The organism is Nitrosomonas sp. (genome assembly GCF_021731985.1).
Lineage (GTDB): Bacteria > Pseudomonadota > Gammaproteobacteria > Burkholderiales > Nitrosomonadaceae > Nitrosomonas.
The window spans coordinates 25,055-50,567 of sequence record NZ_JAKFWH010000082.1 but is presented as its reverse complement, the minus strand read 5'-3'; the positions used below and the strand labels follow the sequence as shown (position 1 = coordinate 50,567).

32 protein-coding genes are annotated in these 25,513 nt (G+C 46.0%); 22 read left to right on the top strand and 10 right to left on the bottom strand.

Translation table 11 applies throughout. From position 1 onward, the window contains the following. Positions 1–11 precede the first annotated feature (11 nt). From QZ942_RS12445 to QZ942_RS14150, 11 genes are all read left to right on the top strand, one after another. The gene (locus tag QZ942_RS12445; RefSeq protein WP_292996058.1) at positions 12–1,334 is read left to right on the top strand and encodes a peptidylprolyl isomerase; all 1,323 of its coding nucleotides are present in this window, start codon (positions 12–14) and stop codon (positions 1,332–1,334) included. Positions 1,335–1,336: 2 nt separating this feature from the next. Beyond that, positions 1,337–2,344: a 4-hydroxythreonine-4-phosphate dehydrogenase PdxA gene (gene pdxA, locus QZ942_RS12440; protein WP_292996056.1), complete on the top strand. Its 1,008-nt coding sequence runs from the start codon at positions 1,337–1,339 to the stop codon at positions 2,342–2,344. Then, positions 2,334–3,098 (top strand): 16S rRNA (adenine(1518)-N(6)/adenine(1519)-N(6))-dimethyltransferase RsmA, encoded by a 765-nt coding sequence (rsmA, locus tag QZ942_RS12435; protein ID WP_292996107.1) that lies wholly within the window; start codon positions 2,334–2,336, stop codon positions 3,096–3,098. The genes pdxA and rsmA overlap by 11 nt, the downstream gene beginning before the upstream one ends. 134 nt (positions 3,099–3,232) lie before the next feature. Further along, positions 3,233–4,495, top strand: coding sequence for a hypothetical protein (locus QZ942_RS12430; RefSeq protein WP_292996055.1), 1,263 nt, complete (start codon positions 3,233–3,235; stop codon positions 4,493–4,495). A 135-nt stretch (positions 4,496–4,630) separates the two neighbouring features. Beyond that, positions 4,631–5,275, top strand: a complete 645-nt coding sequence (locus QZ942_RS12425) for a YkgJ family cysteine cluster protein (RefSeq protein WP_292996053.1) — start codon at positions 4,631–4,633, stop codon at positions 5,273–5,275. Positions 5,276–5,340: 65 nt separating this feature from the next. After that, positions 5,341–6,270, top strand: coding sequence for a hypothetical protein (locus QZ942_RS12420; protein ID WP_292996051.1), 930 nt, complete (start codon positions 5,341–5,343; stop codon positions 6,268–6,270). A gap of 210 nt (positions 6,271–6,480) precedes the next feature. Next, positions 6,481–6,678: a type II toxin-antitoxin system HicA family toxin gene (locus QZ942_RS12415; protein ID WP_292996049.1), complete on the top strand. Its 198-nt coding sequence runs from the start codon at positions 6,481–6,483 to the stop codon at positions 6,676–6,678. Next, positions 6,675–6,914 (top strand): hypothetical protein, encoded by a 240-nt coding sequence (locus QZ942_RS12410; protein WP_292996047.1) that lies wholly within the window; start codon positions 6,675–6,677, stop codon positions 6,912–6,914. The genes QZ942_RS12415 and QZ942_RS12410 overlap by 4 nt, the downstream gene beginning before the upstream one ends. 424 nt (positions 6,915–7,338) lie before the next feature. After that, on the top strand, positions 7,339–7,881 hold the full coding sequence (locus tag QZ942_RS12405) for a hypothetical protein (RefSeq protein WP_292996045.1): 543 nt from the start codon (positions 7,339–7,341) through the stop codon (positions 7,879–7,881). A 347-nt stretch (positions 7,882–8,228) separates the two neighbouring features. Further along, the gene (locus tag QZ942_RS12400) at positions 8,229–8,405 is read left to right on the top strand and encodes a hypothetical protein (RefSeq protein ID WP_292996043.1); all 177 of its coding nucleotides are present in this window, start codon (positions 8,229–8,231) and stop codon (positions 8,403–8,405) included. 3 nt (positions 8,406–8,408) lie between these two features. Continuing rightward, complete coding sequence (locus QZ942_RS14150; RefSeq protein WP_366836496.1) at positions 8,409–8,582, top strand: PEP-CTERM sorting domain-containing protein; 174 nt, start codon at positions 8,409–8,411, stop codon at positions 8,580–8,582. A gap of 758 nt (positions 8,583–9,340) precedes the next feature. On the opposite strand, the gene lgt is transcribed toward QZ942_RS14150, so the two are convergent. After that, complete coding sequence (gene lgt / locus QZ942_RS12395) at positions 9,341–10,162, bottom strand: prolipoprotein diacylglyceryl transferase (protein ID WP_292996041.1); 822 nt, start codon at positions 10,160–10,162, stop codon at positions 9,341–9,343. Between the two features lie 106 nt (positions 10,163–10,268). Here lgt and ilvD point away from each other — a divergent pair, with 106 nt between their 5' ends. From ilvD to QZ942_RS12380, 4 genes are all read left to right on the top strand, one after another. Next, positions 10,269–11,942: a dihydroxy-acid dehydratase gene (ilvD, locus tag QZ942_RS12390; protein ID WP_292996039.1), complete on the top strand. Its 1,674-nt coding sequence runs from the start codon at positions 10,269–10,271 to the stop codon at positions 11,940–11,942. Positions 11,943–12,238: 296 nt separating this feature from the next. Continuing rightward, positions 12,239–12,550, top strand: coding sequence for a c-type cytochrome (locus QZ942_RS12385; protein ID WP_292996037.1), 312 nt, complete (start codon positions 12,239–12,241; stop codon positions 12,548–12,550). 66 nt (positions 12,551–12,616) lie between these two features. Next, positions 12,617–12,700 (top strand): hypothetical protein, encoded by an 84-nt coding sequence (locus QZ942_RS14145; RefSeq protein ID WP_366836494.1) that lies wholly within the window; start codon positions 12,617–12,619, stop codon positions 12,698–12,700. Then, positions 12,666–13,070, top strand: coding sequence for an OsmC family protein (locus tag QZ942_RS12380; RefSeq protein WP_366836492.1), 405 nt, complete (start codon positions 12,666–12,668; stop codon positions 13,068–13,070). The genes QZ942_RS14145 and QZ942_RS12380 overlap by 35 nt, the downstream gene beginning before the upstream one ends. Before the next feature lie 215 nt (positions 13,071–13,285). Here the strand turns inward: QZ942_RS12380 and QZ942_RS12375 are convergent, their stop codons facing one another. The 8 genes from QZ942_RS12375 to QZ942_RS12340 all read right to left on the bottom strand — a co-directional run bounded on the left by QZ942_RS12375 (position 13,286) and on the right by QZ942_RS12340 (position 19,394). Continuing rightward, positions 13,286–13,657, bottom strand: coding sequence for a hypothetical protein (locus QZ942_RS12375; protein WP_292996033.1), 372 nt, complete (start codon positions 13,655–13,657; stop codon positions 13,286–13,288). A gap of 290 nt (positions 13,658–13,947) precedes the next feature. Further along, a complete protein-coding gene (gene lipA / locus QZ942_RS12370; protein ID WP_292996031.1) occupies positions 13,948–14,892 on the bottom strand; it encodes a lipoyl synthase in 945 nt (314 codons plus the stop codon). Continuing rightward, entirely contained in the window at positions 14,882–15,562 is a 681-nt protein-coding gene (gene lipB / locus QZ942_RS12365; protein WP_292996029.1) for a lipoyl(octanoyl) transferase LipB, read from the bottom strand. Before lipB ends, lipA begins: the two co-directional genes overlap by 11 nt. Continuing rightward, positions 15,559–15,825: a DUF493 domain-containing protein gene (locus QZ942_RS12360; RefSeq protein ID WP_292996027.1), complete on the bottom strand. Its 267-nt coding sequence runs from the start codon at positions 15,823–15,825 to the stop codon at positions 15,559–15,561. The genes lipB and QZ942_RS12360 overlap by 4 nt, the downstream gene beginning before the upstream one ends. Positions 15,826–15,873: 48 nt before the next feature. Then, on the bottom strand, positions 15,874–16,734 hold the full coding sequence (locus tag QZ942_RS12355; protein ID WP_292996025.1) for a D-amino acid aminotransferase: 861 nt from the start codon (positions 16,732–16,734) through the stop codon (positions 15,874–15,876). Positions 16,735–16,764: 30 nt separating this feature from the next. Continuing rightward, on the bottom strand, positions 16,765–17,886 hold the full coding sequence (locus tag QZ942_RS12350; RefSeq protein WP_292996023.1) for a D-alanyl-D-alanine carboxypeptidase family protein: 1,122 nt from the start codon (positions 17,884–17,886) through the stop codon (positions 16,765–16,767). Positions 17,887–17,971: 85 nt separating this feature from the next. Then, the gene (locus QZ942_RS12345) at positions 17,972–18,517 is read right to left on the bottom strand and encodes an NUDIX hydrolase (RefSeq protein WP_292996021.1); all 546 of its coding nucleotides are present in this window, start codon (positions 18,515–18,517) and stop codon (positions 17,972–17,974) included. Between the two features lie 40 nt (positions 18,518–18,557). Then, positions 18,558–19,394 carry a DUF2914 domain-containing protein gene (locus QZ942_RS12340; protein WP_292996019.1) on the bottom strand — a complete coding sequence of 279 codons (837 nt, stop codon included), beginning with the start codon at positions 19,392–19,394 and terminating at the stop codon, positions 18,558–18,560. Positions 19,395–19,516: 122 nt separating this feature from the next. Between QZ942_RS12340 and ligA the strand changes: the two genes are divergently transcribed. Next, complete coding sequence (ligA, locus tag QZ942_RS12335) at positions 19,517–21,544, top strand: NAD-dependent DNA ligase LigA (protein WP_292996105.1); 2,028 nt, start codon at positions 19,517–19,519, stop codon at positions 21,542–21,544. A 22-nt stretch (positions 21,545–21,566) separates the two neighbouring features. On the opposite strand, the gene QZ942_RS12330 is transcribed toward ligA, so the two are convergent. Beyond that, complete coding sequence (locus QZ942_RS12330; protein WP_292996017.1) at positions 21,567–22,124, bottom strand: hypothetical protein; 558 nt, start codon at positions 22,122–22,124, stop codon at positions 21,567–21,569. A 115-nt stretch (positions 22,125–22,239) separates the two neighbouring features. Here QZ942_RS12330 and QZ942_RS12325 point away from each other — a divergent pair, with 115 nt between their 5' ends. The 6 genes from QZ942_RS12325 (at position 22,240) to QZ942_RS12300 (ending at position 25,456) form a co-directional block, all read left to right on the top strand. Continuing rightward, positions 22,240–22,785, top strand: a complete 546-nt coding sequence (locus QZ942_RS12325; protein WP_292996015.1) for a hypoxanthine-guanine phosphoribosyltransferase — start codon at positions 22,240–22,242, stop codon at positions 22,783–22,785. A 12-nt stretch (positions 22,786–22,797) separates the two neighbouring features. Continuing rightward, entirely contained in the window at positions 22,798–23,544 is a 747-nt protein-coding gene (locus tag QZ942_RS12320; RefSeq protein ID WP_292996013.1) for an S-methyl-5'-thioinosine phosphorylase, read from the top strand. Next, positions 23,534–24,067 carry a peptide deformylase gene (def, locus tag QZ942_RS12315; protein WP_292996011.1) on the top strand — a complete coding sequence of 178 codons (534 nt, stop codon included), beginning with the start codon at positions 23,534–23,536 and terminating at the stop codon, positions 24,065–24,067. The genes QZ942_RS12320 and def overlap by 11 nt, the downstream gene beginning before the upstream one ends. Positions 24,068–24,199: 132 nt before the next feature. Continuing rightward, positions 24,200–24,694: a toll/interleukin-1 receptor domain-containing protein gene (locus tag QZ942_RS12310; protein ID WP_292996009.1), complete on the top strand. Its 495-nt coding sequence runs from the start codon at positions 24,200–24,202 to the stop codon at positions 24,692–24,694. A gap of 127 nt (positions 24,695–24,821) precedes the next feature. After that, positions 24,822–25,175: a type II toxin-antitoxin system RelE/ParE family toxin gene (locus QZ942_RS12305; protein ID WP_292996007.1), complete on the top strand. Its 354-nt coding sequence runs from the start codon at positions 24,822–24,824 to the stop codon at positions 25,173–25,175. After that, positions 25,172–25,456 carry a helix-turn-helix transcriptional regulator gene (locus tag QZ942_RS12300; RefSeq protein ID WP_292996005.1) on the top strand — a complete coding sequence of 95 codons (285 nt, stop codon included), beginning with the start codon at positions 25,172–25,174 and terminating at the stop codon, positions 25,454–25,456. The genes QZ942_RS12305 and QZ942_RS12300 overlap by 4 nt, the downstream gene beginning before the upstream one ends. The last annotated feature ends 57 nt before the right edge of the window (positions 25,457–25,513 follow it).

Sequence of the window (25,513 nt, the reverse complement as noted above, 5' to 3'; positions counted from 1 at the left end):
ATCGCCAATCTATGCATAACAGAAACTATTCCTGCATCTTTCTATTGCTCGTTGCATTCCTATCTGCTCATGTTACCGCAGAAGAGTTGGAATCTATTCCAGCTGCAAAATCGATTAATCATATCGTGGCAGTTGTCAATGAAGATGTTATTACCCGGCAGGAGCTTGATGAAGCCATCAAAATAGCTATCGGCAGACTGCAGCAGCAAGGCGCTCAATTGCCTAATCAACAAGCATTGGAAAATCAGGTACTGGAATCTTTAATAAGCAAACGTATTCAGTTACAGCATGCAAAGGAAGTGGGATTGTCAGTTGGTGAAAGTGAGTTAGATGAGACCATTCTCCGTATTGCTGAGGAAAACAAATTGTCTTTGCCGGAATTCTATGTTGTGTTGGAAAAGGACGGAATCAGTTATAACAAGTTCCGCGATGAGATTCGCGAGGAAATGATCATGGCGCGGATGAAGGAGCGGGAAATTAAAAATCAGGTGAATGTTACGGAAGGAGAAGTTGATAATTTTCTGCATACCCAGGAAACATCCGCCGAGGGTAATGATGAATACCGTCTTGCGCATATCTTGATATTAGTATCAGAAAATATGAATTCCGTCCAAATCCAACAAAGAGCCGAACGCGCCGATATGGCGCTAAAAAAACTGAAAGAAGGTGTGGAATTTTCGCAGGTGGTTGCTGAATTTTCCGATGCCGCCGATGCTAATCAAGGCGGGATCATTGAATGGCGCCCGATAACCCAGATGGGACCCGCATTTGCTGAATTATTGACACCGTTGCAACCGGGGAATGTGACACAAGTAGTCCAAAGCCCGAATGGTTTCCACATTTTCAAGCTGCTTGGCAGACGCGTGCAGGAAGTGCCGACAGTGATCATTGATCAGACACATGCGCGGCATGTATTGATCAAAATTAACGAATTGACTTCCGAGAATGATGCCAGACTAAAAATTATTCAGATTAAAGAGCGGCTTGATAAAGGTGAGGATTTCTCAGAAGTAGCCAAACTGTATTCCGAGGATACCAGCGCGTCATCTGGCGGTGATCTGGGCTGGCTTTCGCCGGGCGATACCGTTCCGGATTTCGAACGGGCGATGAATGCTTTGCTACCGGGTCAAGTCAGTGATCCGGTCAGATCACAATTTGGCTGGCATTTGATCCAAGTACTGGAACGCCGCTCACAAGATATCAGTCTTAACCGGCGCCGGCAGTCAGCCCGTCAAGCAATACGAAATCGTAAAGCCGATGTGGTCGTTCAGGAATGGCTACGGCAATTACGGGATCAGGCCTATGTGGAGCATCGTTTAGATAGCGATCATTGAACATGAACAATAAATTTATTCCTAAATTAGTGCTGACTGCTGGCGAGCCTGCAGGAATCGGCCCTGATTTATGCGTGCAAATTGCACAGCAGCCGCTGTCATGTAATCTGGTGGTCATCGCAGATAGCGAATTGTTGCAGGCACGTGCGCAGCAACTCAAGCTTCCGCTGAAGCTGATTGATATCTCAGTCACTACACCCAGTCAACATAAAGCGGGCAGCTTGCAAGTTCTACATGTCCCCTTAGCGGAAACGGTCATACCGGGAACACTGAATCCAGCTAACGCACGCTATGTTCTGTCCACACTGGAACGTGCTGTTGAAGTCTGTCGATCCGGTGAATTTGACGGCATGGTCACAGCCCCGGTACATAAAGGCGTGATTAATGATGCGGGCATTCCTTTTACCGGACATACAGAGTTTTTAGCAGAACTGACGCATAATGCGGTAGTCATGATGCTGGTGGGTGGAAACATGCGCGTGACGCTGGCGACAACGCATTTGCCGCTCAAGGATGTGGCCGCGGCGATCACACCGGATAGAATCGAAAGCAAATTACGTATTATTCAGCGTGATCTAATCACTCGTTTTATGCTGGATAATCCGCGTATTGTTGTCGCGGGACTCAATCCGCATGCCGGTGAGTCCGGTCATCTGGGACGTGAAGAAATCGATGTCATTATTCCTGTCCTCAATAAATTGCGTGCTGAGGGGATGCAGTTGATCGGACCTGTTCCGGCGGATACTTTGTTTAGTCCCGCACAACTCAAACAATATGATTGTATTTTTACCATGTATCATGACCAGGGATTACCGGTTTTGAAGCATGCCAGTTTTGGCGGCGGTGTTAATGTTACCTTAGGATTGCCTATTATCCGTACCTCGGTTGATCATGGTACTGCACTGGAACTAGCCGCAACAGGGCGTGCGAATCCCGGCAGCTTGCTGACTGCAATTGACATGGCCGCGCAACTGGCCAAAAACCATGCGTTGTTTCTTCATGCACCATAACCCGCGTAAACGTTTTGGCCAGAATTTTTTAGTTGATCAGCAGATCATTGCGCAAATCATCCATGAAATTTACCCGCAAAAGGGTGAACGAATCATTGAAATCGGCCCTGGCCTCGGTGCGCTGACACGTCCCTTGCTGCAAGTGCTGGATCATCTGGATGTTGTGGAAATCGATCGCGATATTGTAGTCAAGCTGGAAAAGGAATTTCCGCAAGAAAAATTGACCATTCATGCAACCGATGCGCTGAAGTTTGATTTTTCTGCTTTGGGTGAGAAGCTGCGTATTATCGGTAATCTGCCTTACAACATATCCACCCCTTTACTGTTCCATCTGAGTCAATTCTCAGAACAGATCTTGGATATGCATTTCATGCTGCAGAAAGAAGTTGTGGAGCGTATGGTGGGAACGCCGTCAACGCCAGATTATGGACGCCTCTCTGTCACGTTGCAGTACCGCTTTGATATGGAATATGTTTTTAGCGTTCCGGCAGAATCTTTCCGACCGATACCCAAAGTCGAATCGGCTATCGTGCGGATGATTCCACGTTCTCAATCCTCTCGTACCGTTAAGGATGAAGCATTATTCGCACAAATTGTATTGGCAGCATTTTCGCAACGCCGTAAAACACTTCGCAACACACTGCATCCTTTTTTGAAGGCGGAGGATTTTAGCGCTCTGGGTATTGATCCTGGGCTGCGCGCTGAGAACTTATCGGTAGAAAAATTTATCGCGATTGCAGATTTTCTGGCCTGAATAGCTCACCATTATCTTTTGCATGGCTTGTGAGGGAAAATAATTTATAGCGCGGCATAATGAACGAACAACCGCCAAGATTATTTGCGCAAGTATTTGTTTCGTGACACAACACTCATCTTTGGAGGGTATGAATGATTCGCTATCTGTACATACTTCTTGGGCTATTCATACTATTCGCGTTTTCTGCCTGTGCAACCAAAACACAAGTAAAGAAAACGATTGATTCAACGGATAAAGCCAAGATCGCGACACCTTTTGAACAACTCTCCTTTAAATCGGAAGGGAAAACGGTTTTTGAGGATGAGGGAAAATTCATCCTGATTGAAGGAAGCAAATGCATGCAGCGGGATAATGGTGCAGAGGCGGCAACCGTGCTGCAATGGATCGAAATGCCCGGCTACGTGGATAGTGCGACCGTCGTGCTAAATGGCTGGGATCTACGCTATCTGCAAAAAGATCGCGAAGTGAATTCGATGAAAGCGGACATCATCCACAGCAAGCTGGTTAAGAGCGCCGGTTCTTCCTTCCTGGTGTTTGAAGTACAAGGCAAACTGGATGACCAGAATCGTGCCGATGCGTACGAGTTTTGTGTATTTTATAGTGGATTCGGCTATCGCTCAGTTTGGTTTGATGCTGCGATAGAATGGGATTACAACGGTATTGAAGCATCGGCGCAGCAGAATAAAACTCAAGGCGCAGTGGCTACTGTGGAAAACCTGGGAAGCAAAGGCACGCTGAAAGGCAATGATGTGATTGCGATCATTCCGCGCGGATTTGATTTTCAGTTTGATGACACCTTCGAATGCGAATTACGTTTTCCCCCCTGCAAATGGGCGGATCGCGCCGATTATCGTTTGCTGCAAGCTGCCTACAGCCTGTCTCAAACCGGCGCTTCACCTAACCGGGACGGCAGTCCACACTGGGTCACTCAAACCATTTTCAAAGATAACGATACGCGCACGCACCGCATTAAAACACGCGCCGCCCAGATTCGCGGCAGCAGCGTCAAATTGCGCGCAGACTTCCTGGCACTGAATCCCCGCGCCGGGAAAACCGCGACCTGCCGCAAAAATACCGACGGCATTGTTCGCACCCAGACATTCCGCATCAATGATTTACCCTACGACTATGCCGTGCCGATGCTGACCGGCTGGGATCTCTCCTACGAATGCGAGCATCAACAAGTGCAACGGGCAGGCATCTGGATCCATGATATCCACTTCAATCCGGACGCCAACAGCTTGGAATACAAAGTATCGTCCATTCTGCGCGACCAGGATGGCGCACCCAGCTTCAACGCCACGCACCGCATTACGGTACTAGGACTTAATCGCCTGCCTTCGTCCGAGCAACACCGGACACCTAAAATTGAAATTAAGCTCAGGGAGCATTGATCGTTCGTGCTTGCTTATAGTAGACCGATAATTAACAGTAGAATAATTTGAGTTTTTTATGACTATACGACAATTTGCGGTTTTTATAAGACATCGGGTGTCGTATATATTATGTTGGGTTTCGCAGAGAACATCATGACTACTCGCTATTCCTCGCCTCAAGCTGAAGCCCAATATTCTTGGCTCAGTGGGATTCTCGATACTTTCTACATCAGTGATACCCAAGTCGAAGCACATCTTCAGAAAACTGCGAAGAAAGGCATAGTGCCTTCGTGCCACCGAGGCTGTCATGCTTGCTGTTTGAAACCTACCGTACCAATTACTGAACCCGAGTTGATGGTCATTTCTTGGTACGTATCAGAAGTGCTACTGGGTGAAATTCGTGCTCAGGTAAAGATACGACTAATAGAACATCGCAGTCGGCTTGAGTGTCCATTTTTAGTTGAGCGCTCTTGCTCCATTTACCCTATCCGGCCGTTGATCTGTAGGCAATTTTTAGTCAAGTCGAAGCCATGCGAAGTAGGCGAAGATGTACTCGAAACACGTCCTCAAGACGTAATGTCGCTGCCAAGAGAAACAGTCATTCGTCCCGTTGCTATGCGCTTACTTGATTACTACCAACTCAAGAGTTCAACGGCGAAACGAAAGGCATTCGAGTCTGGGTTTATCGGGAAGAGCGCTCGAGAAATGCATTTGTACGATTGGACACAAATCGCCACGACAATGGATCACTTTGATAATATGGTCCAATTCATTATTCCATCGGGCACTGAGCGATAAAGCCGCGTAACGCCGGAAAATTCAGACATTAGCTTTTCTATAACTACGATATTGGGCGCTCGACAATGTACACCACTTCTACACTTGAATTACGCCGAACCCCGTTAGAAGTTTTTGAGTGCCGACATTGTGAAGTACAAGCCAGATCCTCTGACAAGAGAGAGATTGCTTCACAATTATGCAAATCGTGCTTTGCTATTAGAGAACAATACCGTAAGGACAATCCACGTAAAGCAGACGAAAAAGCGGAAATCTATTGGGGTGAGGAGCCGTTCGGGGAAAAACGGAGCGGTAGAAAATTGATTTGCGCTTGCTGCTCAAAGCAATACGCAATTGTTCCGTCAACTTATCATGATCTTACCGAGAAAGAGATAGTGGATGCTCGCGCATTTTTTGATAAAATGGTACCGTTTCGTGAGATGAGCGGAAAAGCGGATATGAAGTTCAAGATTGAGGTATTTGACTACACAAATGCCCCCAAAGGATGGGCTAACGACATATTATGCAAAGCGTGTTTTGATAACCTTTCTCAAGCGTTTGGCTTAGAAATTGAGCAGATAACACAAGAAATACAGATAGAGCAAGAACGGGTTAAAGCTCGCGAAAAGACTATCCTAGAAGAGAAAAAGGAGAAAGAATCGCTTGCGGGTATTACAAAAGAAAACCCAATTGGCGTAATTGGCCTCGTTCTTTTCCTTGCAGCCAGTGCGCTTGCATTATTCAAATTCATGAGTGCAGGTGTAACTGATGGTTGGAGTGCAGCAAGTAAAGATTCTCCAGTTGGGGAGATTATCTTTTTCATCATATTAGGCATCGTCTACCTTACGTCAATTCCTTGGCTTCGCGATAAAGGCGGTAGTTATCGAGAGCTATCAGTTGTTATGTCTTGGATTGCTGGAATTGCATTTGCGTTATTGGTAATTTCCATTATGCCATCTTGTGACACAGATCGTAACTTGAATAGCCAAAGCGAATTACCTTATTACAGGAGGTAGTCTAGCGCTGTTTTCACCAGCTCCTGGTATCGGAAAACTAAAGCGCGCGAATTAAGTAATTAAAGAGTCTACCATCGTATTTTGCAGGATGACAGGTATGTTGTTCATTGAATCACCGTACATGGCCCCGTATGCATGGTGGTGTTGGAGGAGAAATCGCGAGGTATTCTTCCATCCAGATTATGTGCCCATCAAAATAGAGTTAGACTGATGCCACCCAAAATAAAAGATTTGGTTGATGAATTGGAAAAGGCCGGGTTCGTGAATCGCGGTGGCAAAGGAAGTCATCGAAATTTTTCCCACTCAAGGACCCAGAAGCCCGTGACAATTTCCGGTAAACTAGGCGATGATGCAAAACATTACCAGATCCGGGCAGTACGCTTGGCCTTTGAGGAATCGAAGAAATGAAAGACAGTGCGAAATACGCAAAGATTGTCGAGTGGTCTGAAGAAGATCAATGCTACGTCGGGAGCGCGCCTGGATTGATTCTCGGCGGCTGTCACGGCGATGACGAGAGACAAGTATTCGAAGAGCTTTGCCAGATTGTCGAAGAAGCAATAATGCTGTACCGGGAGGACAAAAAACCCTTGCCGCCAGCGACATCGGGTCGTGATTTTGCTAATCGCATGCAAAACGTTGCATAACTCTGTATCAGGGTATTGATGTAATCGCCACACTGGCTGCGAATTCCACTGCTTGCTCCCTTAACAGGCTGTTGAAAACCCACCGAGTCGGGTAAAATTCACAAAACCCACAGACCTAGGAAATTATGTACAGTCTGCCGATTACACGGTTTTTTACCCGCGATCAATTACCTGTCATCTGTGCTGCCGGGTACACTCATCGTCAGCAATATTCAGTTTTGGAATCGGCCTCCGGCACCTTTGCTCGGGAGATAACGTAGCCTGATCGTTTCGCAGTTTTTATATATTGGCAATGCTTCAATTGATTAAATTTATGATATGGTTTGACAAATAGTTCGAGGTTCATCGCCGCTTCAGACGCTGATATCATTGATGATGGGCTATGCGTTTAAGATTTATTCCAATTTGCGCAATAGGAGTTGATATGACTGGATACACCACTTTAATCAAATTTGCACTCTGGGCAGCGTTGATTATTGCCTGCACCTGGTTTGTTTGGCATATGGCCGGGACCATCCACGACAATATTTATGAAGATGGGCGCCTGGCAGAACGAGCGGTATGGGAAAGCAAGGAAGCCACTCGCAGCAAAGAACTCGCTAAAGCGGTCGCCGATGCCGCGCAAGCGATGGCAGCGGAGCATGAAAAACAAGTTGATGGACTTACCGGAGCATTAAACAATGAAATCAAAGCAAAAGATAAGCTGTCTCGTGATCTTGCTGATATTAACCGCACTAATCGCGGGCTGTGGATCGATGCAAAAAACTGCAGAAATAGTGCCAATGAAACAACAAGAAAAACTGAGAGTGCCGGCATCAGTGGTGGCGAAACCGGTCGAATCAGACTTCCCAGCCAGATTGAACAAGATCTTTGGGAACTCGCCGCAGACGCGCAGCGAGTAGTTATTCAGTATGAGACATGCCGGCAAACACTAATCCCGCTGGTTGAAGTTGTTCCGGATAGTTGAAGAAATAGTAATTGCACGGAAGGAAGTGTTCGGGTCATGTTAGCGCATGATCCGAACACTTTAACCCACGAGATAATTGCTGTGAGCAAAAGCCAAGACTATCCGCCGCGTCGGCGCAGCCAGATAAACTTATCATATTCCTTAACCGGAAAAGTTCGCTGCATGATTAAAACTTACCCAATCATTCCATGGATTGGCGACAAACATCGCGTCGTTTAATAAAACAACGAATCAAACGGATTTATTCTACTGGCGCGAGTACATTACGCGTTAGGCCAAAAAGGTGAACTGATTGGAACGTATCCCACCAAGTCAGACGCTAATGCGAGTGTGTTAGTGGCTGGCGCTTGCCAACAACAGATGAAATGAGTCACCTGTTTTATAATGAATTGGGTGGTGTAGTAGGTTCTTCTATCCTGTCGAGTTCCGATCCAGATCTTGCTTTGTTTACAAATATCCAGCCTTCCGGATGCGTGTCCAGTACGTATTTTCCGCCTACTCCAGATTTTCCACAGGCACTGTGAGGGATCTTCTATTTCGGTAACGGTTTTCAGGATTTAGCAGGGGACGTTCTCTGGATTAATTACGCGTGGGCTGTTCACGATGGCGATGTCGCCGCGATCCCGGAGCCTGAAATGTATGCAATGATGGTGTTGGGATTAGCGGTTTTGCTTGGCTTTGGAAGATTAAGACAACATTAGCAGAATTATCAAGGGAACCAATGAAGGCTACATCACTCTATAGTAGTGAATCAACTCTCCCTTTTTTGATTCTACAACCGCATCAACCAGTGCACAGAACATCAGTGCATAGTCGGATGGTTGTCTTAACTCCTCTTATGCCAGTGCTCTTTGAGTGCTGGTTTTTTATGCTTGTATTTTTTGCAATATAACCCATTGCCAATGATAAAGCACGGTGACATATTGGTGACATCACGATAAATTTGTTCTCTCCTTGGAATCAATGCGACCGAGTACGAGTTGAGATAGAAGTTATACGAAGATAGCCGAAGACCAGAAGGGTATTACGATTCAACGGCTGCATGTTCTGAGAGATGCTGGATTTACCCTCGGAAATGAACTGAATGACACCGCATGCGAAACGGCACAGGCGAGTGATATTATCCGGTGCCGTGGCCCGTTCGGATGCGACTGGTTACCCCAAAAACGACTTCATCGGTGACTTTTCCGGTTCTTTTGTAAATGGTCTCCCGCTCGACCAGGAACACTTGCCCGGCATGTGGAAAATCGAGGTGCTCATTCAGTCACTGTACTGCACCAGATACGAGTTTACGCTGTGTCAGAAGTGCACCGCCGGGCATGATTCTTGATTCCAATAATCTCTGAGTAAAACTGAGAAATTGCATCCCGTGGAATGAGTAGTCCTAGAATTACTATAAGACGTTATGTTCAAGACTGGGCCGCCCAGCCAAAGATGCCAGAATTGTAATTCTCGCAATTTAACGTTTTTTACGTTTCCGTGGATTATTTTGTACGCTAACTGTTTGGCGCATTGACCAAATTAACGTAGTTATTCCAGCCAAAATCATGGGAATGGACAACCATTGTCCCATCGTGATTCCCAATGTGAGCACCCCCATAAAACCATCTTCCGGCTCACGATAGAATTCTGCAAACGAACGTAAAACACCATAGCCGATCATGAACATGCCGGTGACAGCGCCTGTCGCACGTGGTTTGGAAGAATAAATCCAAATAAATATAAAAAGTACCACACCTTCAAGTGCAAATTGATAGAGCTGAGAAGGATGGCGGGGGAGTTCGTCGACATATGGAAAAACCATGCCCCATGGAACATCGGTGGGTCGTCCCCATAGTTCAGCGTTGATAAAATTGCCGATACGGCCCGCTCCCAATCCTGGAGGAATCAATGGGACGACAAAGTCCGTTACTGCTAGCCACGGCAGATTGTGTTTACGAGCCAGCAGGATCATCGCGACGAACACGCCGAGAAACCCGCCATGAAAAGACATGCCGCCTTCCCAGATGGCGAAGACATGCAGCGGGTGTTCCAGGTAATAGCTAAATTGATAGAACAGCACATGTCCCAGGCGCCCGCCTAGGATCACGCCCAACATCCCGTAAAACAGGGCATCATCGAGCATTTCATTGGTAAATACGGAATGCGGATTGTGTTTAATGCGATAACGGCCTAACAGGATGAACAGCACAAAGCCGATCAAATACATCAATCCATACCAATGGACGGAAAGTGGTCCCAGTGAGATGGCGACGGGATCAATTTGAGGATGAACGAGCATAGTTTCGGCCTTATTTACGGTAAAATACGCGTTATTATACCAAGTGCGTTTGTGATAATCGTACGCCTTGTCATAAATTGTATTTTTATATCATTCAGGAGCAAGCATGCCAGATAATAAACGTAGCCAAGTCATCACCCAAGGCGCTCAACACGCACCCAGCCGCGCCATGTTGCGTGCTGTTGGTTTTAATGATGGGGATTTCAACAAACCAATCGTGGGGGTTGCCAATGGCTATTCCACCATTACACCGTGTAACAAAGGTTTGAATGAGCTGGCGTTAAAAGCGGAATCGGCATTGAGGCAAGCAGGTGCCATGCCGCAAATGTTCGGCACCATCACGGTGTCGGATGGGATCTCGATGGGTACGGAAGGCATGAAATACTCTCTGGTTTCGCGCGAAGTGATTGCCGATTCCATTGAAACCTGCGTACAGGCGGAAAGCATGGATGGTGTGATTGCCATTGGCGGCTGTGACAAGAATATGCCAGGTGCGATGATCGCCATTGCGCGCATGAACGTACCGGCAATTTTTGTTTATGGTGGAACGATTAAACCGGGTCATTATAAAGGTCAGGACCTGACCATTGTCAGCGCATTTGAAGCGGTGGGTCAACACAGTGCGCATAAAATAGATGACGCGGAATTGCTGCAGATTGAGCGTCATGCCTGTCCCGGGGCCGGTTCTTGTGGTGGCATGTTTACAGCCAATACCATGTCATCTGCTTTTGAAGCGATGGGAATGAGTTTGCCGTATTCATCAACGATGTCCGCCGAGGACGATGAAAAACTAGTCAGTGCCGGGCAATCTGCCGAGGTATTGGTCAATGCCATCAAACAACAGATTTTGCCACGCGACATTATTACCCGTAAATCGGTTGAGAATGCTATTGCCGTGATTATGGCGGTGGGCGGATCTACCAATGCGATTTTACATTTTCTAGCTATTACACATGCGGCTGAAGTTGAATGGAACATTGATGATTTCGAACGGATACGCGGCAAAGTGCCGGTACTGTGTGATTTAAAACCTTCCGGACGTTATGTCACGGCCGATTTGCACCGCGCAGGCGGTATTCCTCAGGTGATGAAAATGTTGCTGGTGCATGGTCTGCTGCATGGAGATTGCATCACCATCAGCGGACAAACCATCGCAGAAATATTGAGAGATATTCCCGATGCGCCGCGTGCCGATCAGAATGTAATTCGCCAATGGAGCAATCCGATGTATGCCCAGGGGCATCTGGCGATTCTGAAAGGCAATTTATCCACAGAGGGTTGTGTCGCAAAAATTTCTGGAATCAAAAATCCTAAAATTACCGGACCTGCACGCGTGTTTGAATCGGAAGAGACTTGCATGGCGGCGATTCTTGCCCGCAAAATCCAGCCCGGCGATGTTGTGGTAATTCGGTATGAAGGCCCTAAAGGCGGGCCCGGTATGCGGGAAATGTTGTCACCGACTTCGGCCTTGATAGGTGAGGGACTGGGAGATTCTGTTGGACTGATTACCGATGGGCGTTTCTCGGGAGGCACCTATGGCATGGTGGTCGGGCATGTGGCACCGGAGGCCTTTTCCGGGGGTACTATCGCCCTGGTACAGGAAGGCGATTCGATTACAATTGACGCCGAACAGCGGCTATTACAATTGAATGTGCCGGATGCTGTTTTGGTACAGCGGCGCGCGGCATGGCAGCCACCGCAACCACGTTATTCGCGTGGGGTACTGGCTAAATATGCGAAGCAAGTATCTAGTGCCAGTGCCGGAGCTATAACGGATTAGTATGTCGTTTAGTACACGATTTCTGGCTATGGCTAATCCTGTGTCTGAAAGAATAACAAAGCATCTTACAATGCCGGTTTCCATAGCTGATAATTTCAACGTTTCCGCTGGAACTAATTAATTTACCATTAAGTCTCAGCAAAGCAGTATCATTATAAATTGCGGCTGATTCGGTAAGTGCGTGGTTATACGGCAACAGGCTGTACGCTGAAATAACAAACTGACAGGATTTGCTGCAGATCCGTGAAGTTCAGGGTAGAATAAAAACCCTTTTATAATTTTAATAAGGAAAAAATATGAGAAAAGTGTTAATAGGAGCAGTTGCTGCATCAGCTTTATTGTTAGCCGGTGTTGCGCAAGCTAATGCAGATCTGGCAAAAAGCAGTGGCTGTTTGAATTGCCATAATGTTGATACCAAACTGGTTGGCCCAAGTTTGAAAGATATCGCTGGAAAATACGCAGCCCAAGCTGACGCTTCTGCATACTTGACAGACAAAATACTAAAAGGAAGTAATGGGGTTTGGGGTCCAATTCCAATGCCACCAAATGCTGCCGTTAAACCAGATGATGCTAAAACGCTAGCTGATTTTATTTTGACACTGAAGTAAGTCAATCCGGTTACAGAGAAGCCGACGCGTCATAACGTCGGCTTTTTATTTGCAGCATCAAAAAATATTTGCAGAAATTTCCATTATCCCAACCGGAGGAACAATGAAAACGCTTATCAAATGGCAAGGGAATGTCAGTTTTCTGGCTGAATCAGGCAGTGGTCATTCGGTTTTGATGGATGGCGCACCGGATGCTGGCGGTCAAAATCTCGGGCCGCGTCCAATGGAAATGCTGTTGATGGGGCTAGGAGGATGCACCACTTTTGACGTAGTGTTGATTCTAAAAAAAAGCCGTCAGGATATCACCGATTGTGTGGTGGAAATTGAAGCCGAGCGTGCTGCCGTTGATCCTAAAGTATTTACCCATATCCATCTGCATTTCATTATCACAGGAAATAACTTGAATCCGCAGCAGGTTGAGCGTGCTATTAATCTATCCTCAGAAAAGTATTGCTCGGCTTCCATCATGCTCAAAAACACCGTAAAAATAACGCATGATTTTGAGATTAAGAACGCATGAGAACGAAATAAATTCTATAAGCAAAGCGTTTTTTTTTTGTTCCTTATTGGTCATCATACTGATGAATAGTATGCACTGATCCGCTAACAGCGAACGAATCAGTGCAAAATAAGGAAGGTTTGCACGGAAGCTGTACCGGAATTGCTCAACAACCGAGCATTCTTATAAAAACAAGATCCGGGAAACTTATTCAGTTGATGAAAATAATATTTCTTCTATTTTGCTATTAAAGGATGTTCATCTTTCTTTTCTGCTTTCTCTGCTACTGCTTTCTCAGTTTCTCCATCATCGGCCAATTTGCTGCCGATATAACTTCCAACTGCACCACCGACCAACGCTGGCATAACTGATTGAAGGAGTGATGGATTCTGAGCTGGTGCACTAGCTGCCGGTGCAGCTGCCGCGTTAGAATTGGTGGCCGGCGCTTGCGCGGCGGGTGCCTGACTCGGTGCGTCAGTTTTCTTTTGTGGTGCAACTGCGGACTTGGAGCTAAGTGTGCCTTTTGATCCACTGCTCTTAGCTTTTTTTGCATAGAGATTATTAGAAAACATCATAGAAACCAGAACAACAAAAAGTAATTTTTTCATATATATAAAACCAATCCAATAAAAAGTTATAGAACCATTGTTAATAAATTAAATTTCTAAATCTTGTTACAAACTTTATCTTTTTAATCGAAAAGATCATCACTATAGTTTTTCCATCTGACCTCGACTCAATAACCACGATTAACACTACACGAGGATATTTCTAATGTACTGCTGCATCAGAAGGTAAGCCACAGAACGCGCCGCAATTTTAAAATATTTTCAGATTGTGTCAATCAGTGAGTAGGTTCAATTTTATTGAATCTAGCGTGCCGTACGACAGCTTATCGTTATAATAAGCCGGACTCATGCGCTTGCTGGTCAGCATGGTAGCTGGAACGCACCATCGGTCCGCAGGCCGCATGACTAAAACCCATTGCAAACGCCGCTTCCTCGAATACTTTGAAGTCTTCGGGGGTGACATAGCGCATCACCGGAAGATGACCGATACTGGGCTGTAAATATTGGCCAATGGTCAGCATTTCCACATTGTGTTCACGCAAATCCCGCAATACACCCATAATTTCTTCATCCGTTTCACCCAAACCCAGCATCAGCCCTGATTTAGTGGGAATGTGAGGGAAATCCGCTTTAAAGTCTTTCAAGAGTTTCAATGAGTTTGCGTAATCCGCGCCAGGCCGACATTGCTTATACAATCTGGGTACGGTTTCGAGATTATGATTGAGAACATCGGGCGGACAAGCGGCGAGTTTTTCCAGAGCAATTTCCAATCGGCCACGAAAGTCCGGTACCAGCGTTTCTATTTTTGTATTTGGCGAATGGGTGCGTATCTCACGGATGCAATCGGCAAAGTGTTGCGCGCCGCCATCCCGTAAATCATCACGATCCACGCTGGTAATCACGACATATTTTAACTTCATGGCGGCAATGGATTGCGCCAAATGAAGTGGTTCGTCGGCATCCGGTGGTTTGGGTCTGCCGTGTGCAACATCACAGAAAGGGCAGCGGCGCGTGCATAAATCACCCAGGATCATAAAAGTGGCGGTGCCTTTACCAAAGCATTCGCCGATGTTCGGACAAGAAGCTTCCTCACAGACTGTATGCAATTTATGTTCGCGTAGCAGTCGTTTGACTTCGTAGAAGTTTTCACTGTTGGACGAACGGACACGGATCCAGGAGGGTTTGCGCAGTAAATCACTGCGGGATTGCGGGGTAATTTTAATCGGATTGCGTGCCGTTTTGTCAGCACCCTTTTGGCGGGTATCAGTGGTCATGGTGGTAAATACTTATTCCTTTAAGAAGTTTTTCTTGTAATTGGTTTGCCAGCTTATTGCTTAAAATTTCTAAACCATCGGTAATGCCCAAATCTTTGGTTTGCGTCACTTGCAGGCCTTGATAGCCGCATGGATTGATGTAAGAGAAAGGTGTTAAGTTCATATCCACATTCAGTGCAATACCGTGGTAGCAATAATTTTTCTTTATTTTTAAACCCAGCGCAGCGATTTTTGCATTGTCAACATAGACACCTGGCGCATCAACCCGCGCAACCGCTTTTATACGATAGTCTTCCAGCACATCTATCACGGCGTTTTCCATGCTTCTGACCAATTCGCGCACACCGAGTTTTAACCGGCGGATGTCCAGCAGTAAATAAGCGACGATTTGCCCTGGCCCATGATAGGTGATTTGACCGCCGCGATCTGTTTTGATTAAGTCAATAGCAGTGTTATACAGTAGATGTTCGGATTTTCCCGCAATGCCTTGGGTAAAAACAGCCGGGTGCTGTAATAACCAGATTTCATCGCAGGTGTCTGCAGTCCGGACATTGGTGAAGTCTTTCATTGCCTGCCAGGTAGCTTGGTAATCGGACAGGCCCATTTTTTTGACGATAAAACGCTGTCGCTCAGAAACCGGTGAAAATGCTGTCGTAGCATGATTAATCACAGTGCCACGGCGACCATGGGGTGATCTGATAATGCCTGATACAGCGCATCCAGTTGCGGGCGGGAAGTGGCGCGAATGGTGCAGGTAATGCTTAAATACGTGCCGTTCTTGCTGGACCTGACTGTCATGGTTGTAGTATCAAAATCAGGCGCGTGAGATTTGACAATCGCCAATGCGACTTGCGTAAAATCCTGCTGTGCTTTACCCATGATCTTGATGGGAAAGTCACAGGGATATTCGATTAAAGAAGGTTGTTCTGTCATGTACGCAACGGCTATTGCTTGAATAGTTCAGGCGTGCTTTTTACAAAATTAAGTACCGGAGGCATTGCCGCGCATGTGCGTCGCTTTATATTGCTGATAAAGCACGTGTAATCGGGTAAACATCGCTCCAGGTTTTCCATTTCCCACGGAATTGTTGTCCAGTAATGTGATCGGCATAATTTCTTTTGTGGATGACGTGAGTAAGATCTCATCAGCCTTACGTATTTCTGTTTCTGAAATTTCGCGGACTTCATGTGCGATTTTATTCGCTGCCGCTAACTCAAGAATCACGTCATAAGTGATTCCAGGTAGCATCAAATGACTCTTTGGAGGCGCTAGCAGCACGTTGTCTTTAACAACGAAAATATTACTGGCGGCCCCTTCGGTCAGAAATCCGTCTCTGATCAGGATCGTTTCAATCGCATGCACATCCACAGCCAATTGACGCAGCAATACATTGGGCAGCAATGAAATCGCTTTGACATCGCAGCGTATCCAGCGATTATCAATGGCGGTGATGGCGGATGCGCCGCTGACCAGCAGTTCGGCGGGCGGTGGCAACAGCGGGTTGCTCATGATGAAAATGGTAGGTGGAACGTTCGCAGGAAAAGCATGATCCCGTTTAGCTACACCTCGTGTGATGTGCAGATAAAGATATTGATCTTCCCCTTCATTTTTTGCGATGACTTGTTCCAGCAGATTTTTCCAGTCCGTATCATGGAATGGATTTAGCAATCGAATGCCATCCAGGCTATGTTGTAGCCGGTTGAGATGCTCAGCGAGACGGAATGGTTTGCGGGAATAAACCGGGATTACTTCATAGATGCCGTCGCCAAATATAAAACCGCGATCCAAAACAGGAATGCAAGCTTCCTCAATGGGCATAAACTTACCGTTCAGATATATCATGTGAACCTTTTGCGATGTGTTGAGGCAGGATTAGTTAAAAAGCAATTTTACACTATCCCACGCACGACCGAAGATATTGGTTGTTTCAACTTTTTCCAAAGCAACCAATGGGTAAGTTTCTACAGTTTTGTCATCCAGCGTGAATTTTACCGTACCGACCTCTTGTCCCAGTTGAACCGGAGCTATCAGAGGTTGTTTATATTCCATGGTAGCTTTCAGTTTGTCAGCCTGGCCTTTGGGCAAAGTAAAATAAACATCCCGGTCAAATCCGGCTTTCAGTTCATTCTGAGTGCCTTTCCATAAATGGATGGTGGTGAGCGAGTCGTTCTTTTTGTATAAATGCAGGGTGTCATAGAATTGGAAGCCATAATTGAGTAACCGCTGACTTTCCATGCTGCGTGCATTGGCTGATTGGGCGCCGATTACCACCGATATGAGCCGGCGTTTATCCCGTATCGCCGAGGTAATCAGACAATAACCGGCAGTTTTGGTCCATCCGGTTTTCATGCCGTCTACATGGGGATCTAGCCACAGAAGACGATTTCTGTTTGGCTGGGTGATATTGTTATACGTGTATTCTTTTTGTGAGTAAAGCGGATAAAACTCGGGAAAATCACGGATGATAGCAGCTGCCAATAAAGTCAAATCGTGTGCTGTTGTATAGAGATTGGGATCAGGCAACCCTGTTGAGTTTGTAAAATGCGTATTTTTCATTTCCAAACGTTCGGCTTCTTTATTCATCAAGTTTGAGAAGTTGGCTTCCGAGCCTGCAACCGCCTCTGCCAGAGCAATACAGGCATCATTTCCCGATTGAACAATCATTCCCCGGAGTAGTTCATCGACCGTGACTTGTTTGGTGGGCTCAATAAACATGCGCGAACCAATCATTTTCCAGGCGCTTTCAGACACGGGTATGTTTTGATTCAACGAAATTTGATTCTGCTTTAAAGCGGAAAATACCACGTAAGCAGTCATCAGTTTTGTCAGAGATGCAGGTTCTATGCGCTCATGTGCATTTTTACCGGCCAATACTTGCCCAGTTTGAAAATCTGAGAGCATGTAAGATTTAGCTGCTATGGAGATGTCTTGTTGTTGGGCGGATACTGACGAGACAGCGAGGCACATTAGTAATAATACAAATAAATGCTTCATAGGAGTCTGCAAAAATTGAACATTATATCCTGCCATTAAAGAATCTAAAACCATCGATTTTTAGTATAAAGAACAATAACATTCCTCAGGAATTGCCATGAGGCCGGTCAATAACGCCGCGATGAATCCCCAGTTTTCCCAGCTTACGTTCTTTAAAGTATTGCTTTAAGGGATCATGGATAACACGAAAAGCCATTTCTTCCCAAGGAATTTCATTTTCGGCTAACAGCTTGACTTCCAGACTTTCAATCCCGGGTTTGAAATCAAGATCCAGCAGTCGTGCGCGAAATAACACATAAACCTGGCTAATGTGAGGGAGACTGTAAATCGCGTACAGATCGCCGATTTCTACTCTGGCATTGGCTTCTTCCAAAGTTTCACGCGCGGCCGCTTGTTCCAATGTTTCGTTATTTTCCATGAATCCAGCCGGTAAAGTCCACCAGCCCAGGCGCGGTTCGATGGCACGGCGGCACAATAAAATTTTATCTTCCCATTCCGGAATACAACCGACAACCATCTTGGGATTCTGATAATGAATGATGTTACAGGTAGTGCAGACATAACGCGGCAAAGAATCGCCTTCGGGTATCAACAATTCCACGGTGGCGCTACAATTACTGCAGTATTTCATAGTGAATCCTCAAATTCAGTATCGATAATGTGAATGAATTTCAATGTTGGGAAACGGTAAAACTGCGTGCCGCCAGAAGATTTCCGGATTCGTCGACTAATTCAACACGCCATGGGCCGAGCCGTCGATGATCCAATTGTTTGCTGGCATGTGTGCGCCAATTGTTATTATGTACTTGCAAAGCCAATTGGGAATCCAGTTTGTCGTCGTGATACCAATTGATGCGGATATTTTTTCCCTGCAGATTCTTTAAATGCAGATAGAAATGAATGGATTGGGACTCGCCGGGGTGTAATTGAATAGCATCAATAGAATCAACCGGTTCCCGTTCTTCTATCGCATGGCTTAATTGTGCTCTGGCAACCTCTGGGTGATCCGATGTCTTTTGAGGTTTCGATTGTCGTGCAGTCTTAGGTATTTTTATCCCGGTTATAGCCGGTTGATTAATGACTGTTGCTGATTCCGGTTTTTTGATAGGTGTGGCAATCGCTTTGCTTGCAACTGTAGTTTCTTTAGAATCATCCGGCGCATTTTGTTGCGTTTTTAATTCATCGGATTGAGTTTCTGATGCTTTATCGCTTGAACCGGTTAGCGGTTCGGTTTTATCCAGAGAAGCTTTATTCTCAGGTTCAGAAATAATTGAATCTACCGGGGGTGGCTCATTCCGGGATTTTTCATTATTTTTATCAGCAAATAAGAGATAGCCGATTAGAATCAAGATGGGTAACAGTATCAACGCCGCGATTGAAATTTTTCTCCAATCCAACACTTCCTCATAAGTGACTTCGGGTTCGGGCAGGTCAGGATAAATTTCGTCAATGGCTTGCGGCGGTTGTTGCTGGATTTGAATGCGTATTTTTAGTTTATTATTTTCCATATCGCGTTTTTCAAGACATCATGATGTCGAAAGTTTGGTTTTCTGATTGAATGCGCAGTATAAAGGATTTTTCAGAAATAACTGAAACCGCGTCTTACCGGTATTCGCTATACTTGTTAGCTATGAATGACAAAATTGAGAAAATAAACCAGCATGTTCAGGATTTACGTGCTGAAATCGAATTACATAACTACCGGTATTATGTGCTGGATAATCCGAGTATTCCCGATGCGGAATACGATAAATTATTACGCGAATTACAGCAAGTCGAACAAGATTATCCGCAACTGATCACCGCCAATTCCCCGACGCAACGCGTTGGTGCTGCGCCGCTCAAGGCCTTTTCGCAGATCACGCATCGTATCCCGATGCTGTCATTGAATAATGCGTTTGACGATACAGAAGTCGAAGCATTTAACCGGCGAGTCTGCGAAGGATTATCGGTTGATCATGTGGAATATACGGTAGAGCCAAAATTTGACGGATTAGCAGTCAGCTTATGCTATGAGAATGGTATTTTTAAAACCGGTGCGACGCGCGGCGATGGCAATACCGGTGAAGACATTACGCTGAATTTGAAGACGATCAAATCGATTCCATTATCACTGCCGGTCAAGAACCCTCCGCCGCTGCTGGAAGTACGGGGGGAAGTGCTGATGCTGAAAGCGGATTTTTTGGCACTGAATCAACGGCAGTTGGCCAAAGGTGAAAAGGAATTCGCCAATCCGCGTAATGCCGCAGCAGGATCGTTGCGTCAACTTGATCCCGCTATCACCGCGACCCGGCGCCTTACATTTTTTTCCTATGGGGTTGGGCAATATGAAGATGCGCACATGCCGCACGATACGCACAGCAACATACTGAGCTATCTCTCCGGTTTGCATTTTCCGGTAGCCAAAGAATGCCAGGTGGTCACGGGGTTGCGGGGATTGCTGGATTATTATCAAGCAATCGGTGCGCAGCGCGAGAATCTGCCGTATGCGATCGACGGTGTAGTGTATAAAGTCAACTCTCTATCGCAGCAGGAGAAACTCGGTTTTGTATCGCGCGCGCCACGGTTTGCGATTGCGCACAAGTTTCCGGCACAGGAAGCGATCACAGAATTGCTGGCTATCGATGTGCAGGTCGGCAGAACCGGTGCGTTGACGCCGGTTGCGCGCTTAAAACCGGTGTTTGTCGGCGGGGTGACGGTGACTAACGCGACCTTGCATAATGCGGATGAAATTGAACGCAAGGATGTGCGCATTGGCGATACCGTGATTGTGCGCCGCGCCGGTGACGTCATTCCGGAAATCGTATCGGTGATACCGGAAAAACGCCCGGTTAGTTCGCATGTATTTACCATGCCTTTGCATTGCCCGGTGTGCGGCGCCAAAGCCGTGCGGCTTCCGGATGAAGCAGCATCACGCTGCACCGGCGGTTTGTTTTGCCCGGCGCAGCGGAAACAGGCCATTTTGCATTTTGCGTCGCGCCGCGCGTTGGATATTGAAGGATTGGGAGATAAACTGGTCGATCAAATGGTGGACAATGCCATCGTACGCACACCGGCGGATCTGTACAAGCTGGGGATAACTGCGCTGGCGAATCTGGAGCGCATGGCGGATAAGTCGGCGAACAACATTTTGCAGGCGATTGAAAAAAGCAAACACACGACGCTGGCGAGATTTATTTATGCGCTGGGTATTCGCAATGTCGGGGAAGCGACGGCGAAAGACTTGGCTGCACATCTCGGCAGTCTGGACCGGTTAATAGAAGCGGATACTGAGCGCTTACAGCAAATTCCGGACATCGGTCCGGTGGTGGCGCAAAGTATCGTGGATTTTTTTGCTGAGGCGCATAACTGTGAAGTGATTGAACAGCTTCGTGCCAGCGGCGTGCACTGGGACGAGCACGAAGGAAAATCATCAGTGTCGGCTGCGGCAGCACCATTACAAGGAAAAACCTTTGTATTGACAGGAACGTTGCCGACATTGAGCCGCGAAGAAGCTAAAGAAAAAATCGAAGCGCTGGGTGGCAAAGTCACCGGCAGTGTTTCCAAAAAAACCGATTATGTGGTCGTGGGAGTTGACCCAGGCAGTAAATACGATAAGGCGATAGGATTGGGTGTCGCGATTCTGGATGAGGAGGGATTATCGGCATTGCTCCAATAATCCGGGTGGTCGGAGTGCAGATTTACAGAGTATTATCTTTCGTCAAAGTGAATGAGCCGGTATGTTCGCCATTGACGCTATATTCGTAAGTTCCAGTCGGCAGGCCATATACTTCTAGCGGGATGATTTTTTCATAAGGCGCCAGTGATGCAGTACAAGCTATATCCGGAGGAAATGGATTGGGACCAACATGGAGTGTAATCTCGAATTTGTTGTTCTTAAGTGTCTGGTTGATCTGCTGAAAAAATGCACACCCATTTGAAAATGCTCCGCTGATCTTAAGAAATACTTGTACTGGTGAAGAATTCGTAATGATTGCTTCAACTTTTTCTTCATAGGTTGCCGGTCCTGGAATAATTTTAGTTTCAACAAGATTGATTAATTTCCAGCTATTCGAAGAATTATCGAATTGAAATTCCACTTTCTGATAATTTCCCGTTTGAACATCGGTGTCTACACGAGGAATGGTAAGTTTTCCGTCTTTGTAGACTGGATAATCAGAAGGCGTAGAAGTCTGCGAGAAAACGGGATTGATTGATAATAGTGTGATGGTGGTTATTGCTGAAAGAATTTTTATCATCAAATACATTTTTTCTTTTCTCCAAGGGATGTTGCTGGGATATTGGAAAATCTTATGTAGGTTGGGTAATAGTTTAAAACAAAAAATGATCGGATTGCGAGAGTTTAAGATTCCTATGTTAGATATGCGACAAGCACAACAAATTCTGAAAGCGGCTGAGCTGATTCATTCAGAACGGATAGTTAAGAAAACGATACAACACTTAGCAGGGGATATCACAAGAGTTTTGTCGCAGCAACAGCCTTTGGTCTTATGCGTGATGGGTGGGGCGGTGGTATTCACCGGGCAATTGCTGCCGCAGCTTCGATTTCCGTTGGATTTCGATTATTTGCACCTGACGCGCTATGACAAAAAAATGACTGGCGGGGAAATTCACTGGTTGGCAGAACCTACGGAGACGATGAAAAATCGCGTGGTTTTGGTGCTGGATGACATTCTGGACGAAGGGATTACGCTGGCTGCAATCCGTGACAAAGTGTTGGAAAAGGGCGCCAAAGCATTTTATAGTGCGGTGCTGACAGAAAAACAAACGGGCAAGCCCAAACCATTTAAAGCCGATTTTGTCGGATTGACGGTGCCGGATCGTTATGTGTTTGGTTTTGGCATGGATATTCACGGTGCGTGGCGGAATTTGCCTGCGATTTATGCAGTAAAAGATTGATACGGGAGGATCATGTTTGCAATTATTGGCGGCAGCGGAATGACGCAATTATCCTGCCTTGAAATATCACACCGGCAAATCATACGCACACCGTATGGCGAACCCTCCGGGCCATTGACGTTTGGTAAGATGAAAAATGAGGACATCGTTTTTCTGGCACGGCATGGGCATGGCCACACGATACCGCCGCATGTAGTCAATTACCGCGCGAATTTGTGGGCGTTGCACTCATTGAAACCGTCGCATGTCATCGCGGTGGCCTCGGTGGGCGGTATCCGCGCCGACCTGACACCAGGCCGGCTGGTGGTTCCGGATCAGATTATTGACTATACCCATGGACGCAATTTCACCTATTTTGATAAAACGGATCAACGTGTGACCCATATTGACTTTACTCTGCCGTATTGCCAGAAAACCCGGGCATTACTACTACAAGCGGCGAGGAATGCCAATGAAGCCATTATTGATGGAGGGGTTTATGCGGCGACAGAAGGGCCTCGGCTTGAAACGGCGGCGGAAATCAACCGGCTGGAGCGTGACGGAGCGCATATGGTCGGTATGACCGGCATGCCGGAAACCGCACTGGCACGAGAATTGGGATTAAATTACGCTGCCATTGCCGTAGTCGCCAATTATGCCGCCGGACGCGGTACTAACGTCAATGCAATCCCGCTTACGGAGATTTATGCCGTGTTGGAACAAGCGATGGTGGGTGTCAGAAATATATTGGAACATGTGGTGAGTTGTCATGGCGATTAAACCGGTACTTAAAATGGGCGAGCCCATATTGCTCGAAATGGCCAAACCCGTCGATCAATTCGATACTCCAGAACTGCATGCGTTGATTCAGGATATGCAGGATACGATGGCATCGTTAAATGGCGCAGGCTTGGCTGCGCCGCAGATCGGCGTGAGCTTGCAAGTGGTGATTTTCGGGTTTGAAAAGAATCAACGCTATCCCGATGCCGACGAAGTTCCTTTTACGGTTCTGATTAACCCGCAGTTGACACCATTATCCGATGAGCAAGAAGACGGCTGGGAAGGCTGCCTCAGCGTACCCGGAATGCGCGGCATGGTGCCGCGCTATGCGAGTTTGCGCTATCAAGGCGTGGATCAATACGGCACAGCAATTGATCGCACCGTCAGCGGTTTTCATGCGCGTGTGGTGCAGCACGAATGTGATCACTTGCAGGGGATTCTGTATCCGATGCGGATCAAGGATTTTCGTTTGTTTGGGTTTACGGATGTGCTGTTTCCGGGGCAGGAGGTTGTAGATGATTAGGTTGAAGTTTAATCGAAGAAAGTGATTTTTTCTCTGGGTGTGTTAATCTCGAAGTACATAGAAAGTTGCTCGATAGTGCTGTCAGAATCCCCTTGACCTTAAATATCAATCTTAGTAACTAAAGCGATGATCATGAATAAAATAAAGGTATTTATTAGTCATTCCTCTAAAGACGAGTACTTTGTAAAATCTCTGGTTCAATTGTTAAAGGTGAGTTTGCTAGGCCTCAAAGCAGAAGAAATCAGATGTACTAGCGTCGATGGAACAAAGATGAAGCCAGGGGCACATTTTAATGAAATTCTGGTAAGTGAAATATCTGATTCAGATGTTTTTATTGCGATTCTGAGTGAGGATAGTATTAATTCATTTTATGTGGCCGTTGAAATTGGAGCTAGATGGGGCTCTAGAAAAGATATTATACCCATCATGATTAATGGCTTAAGCCCAGAAAGAATTAAGGCTCCATTATCAAGCATTCATGCAGTTGATTCCAAATCCCAAGCTGAACTGTCTGACCTCATTGAAAATATCGCGGCAAAAGTTGGTTATGCTAGCGAAAGTCACAGTAGTTACTTACAGTCGATAATTTCATTGATGAATCTAAAACCGCCAATCAAATGGATCTGAATTACTCAGATTTTCGTTGAATGAGGCTCGCTAAAACAAATTTCTTTACTATGTAATGGGCGACTGGGAATCAATTATTTATTTACTCGGAATTGTTGCAAGTTGACTTGCATGTTAACATTCAAAAATGAAAACGATTCATTTTTATCGATCGGAATCGGGCGTTTGTTCAGTTGAAGATTTCTTGGATTCCTTAACCGGAGAACAAGCACAGAAAGTTACCTGGGTGTTGCAATTGATTGAGGATCTGGAAAAGATTCCTACTCAGTATTTTAAGAAATTGATAAATACTGATGATTTATGGGAAGTTCGTGTTCAGATTGGGAATAATGCATTTCGGTTATTGGGCTTCTTGGAAGGTGATCGGGTGGTGATTCTTAATCATGCTTTTCAAAAGAAAACGCAAAAAACACCTAAAAAGGAAATTCAAATTGCAGAAACAAGAAAGAAGGATTATCTCAAAAGGAAAACCAGATCATGAGTGATTTAAAAAAATATGTCAGCAACCGGAAAGCTGTTGATGCTGCATTTAATGAAAATTATGAAGAGGGGTATCAAGCTTTTAAAATTGGCGTGTTGCTTCGGCAAGCCCGAGAAGCTTCTGGGCTGACACAGGAACAGATTGCGGAGAAACTCAATACCAAGAAATCAGCGATATCGAGAATCGAAAATCATGCCGAAGATATCAAACTATCGACTTTAGAGAGATTTGCTTCGGTGCTTGGTTGCAAGATTGAGGTTTCTATTACGCAAGACAGTTAACAATCAGTAGTAGATTTCTCCCACCGGTCGAAATGATAAAGCTGTCATTCCGAACGC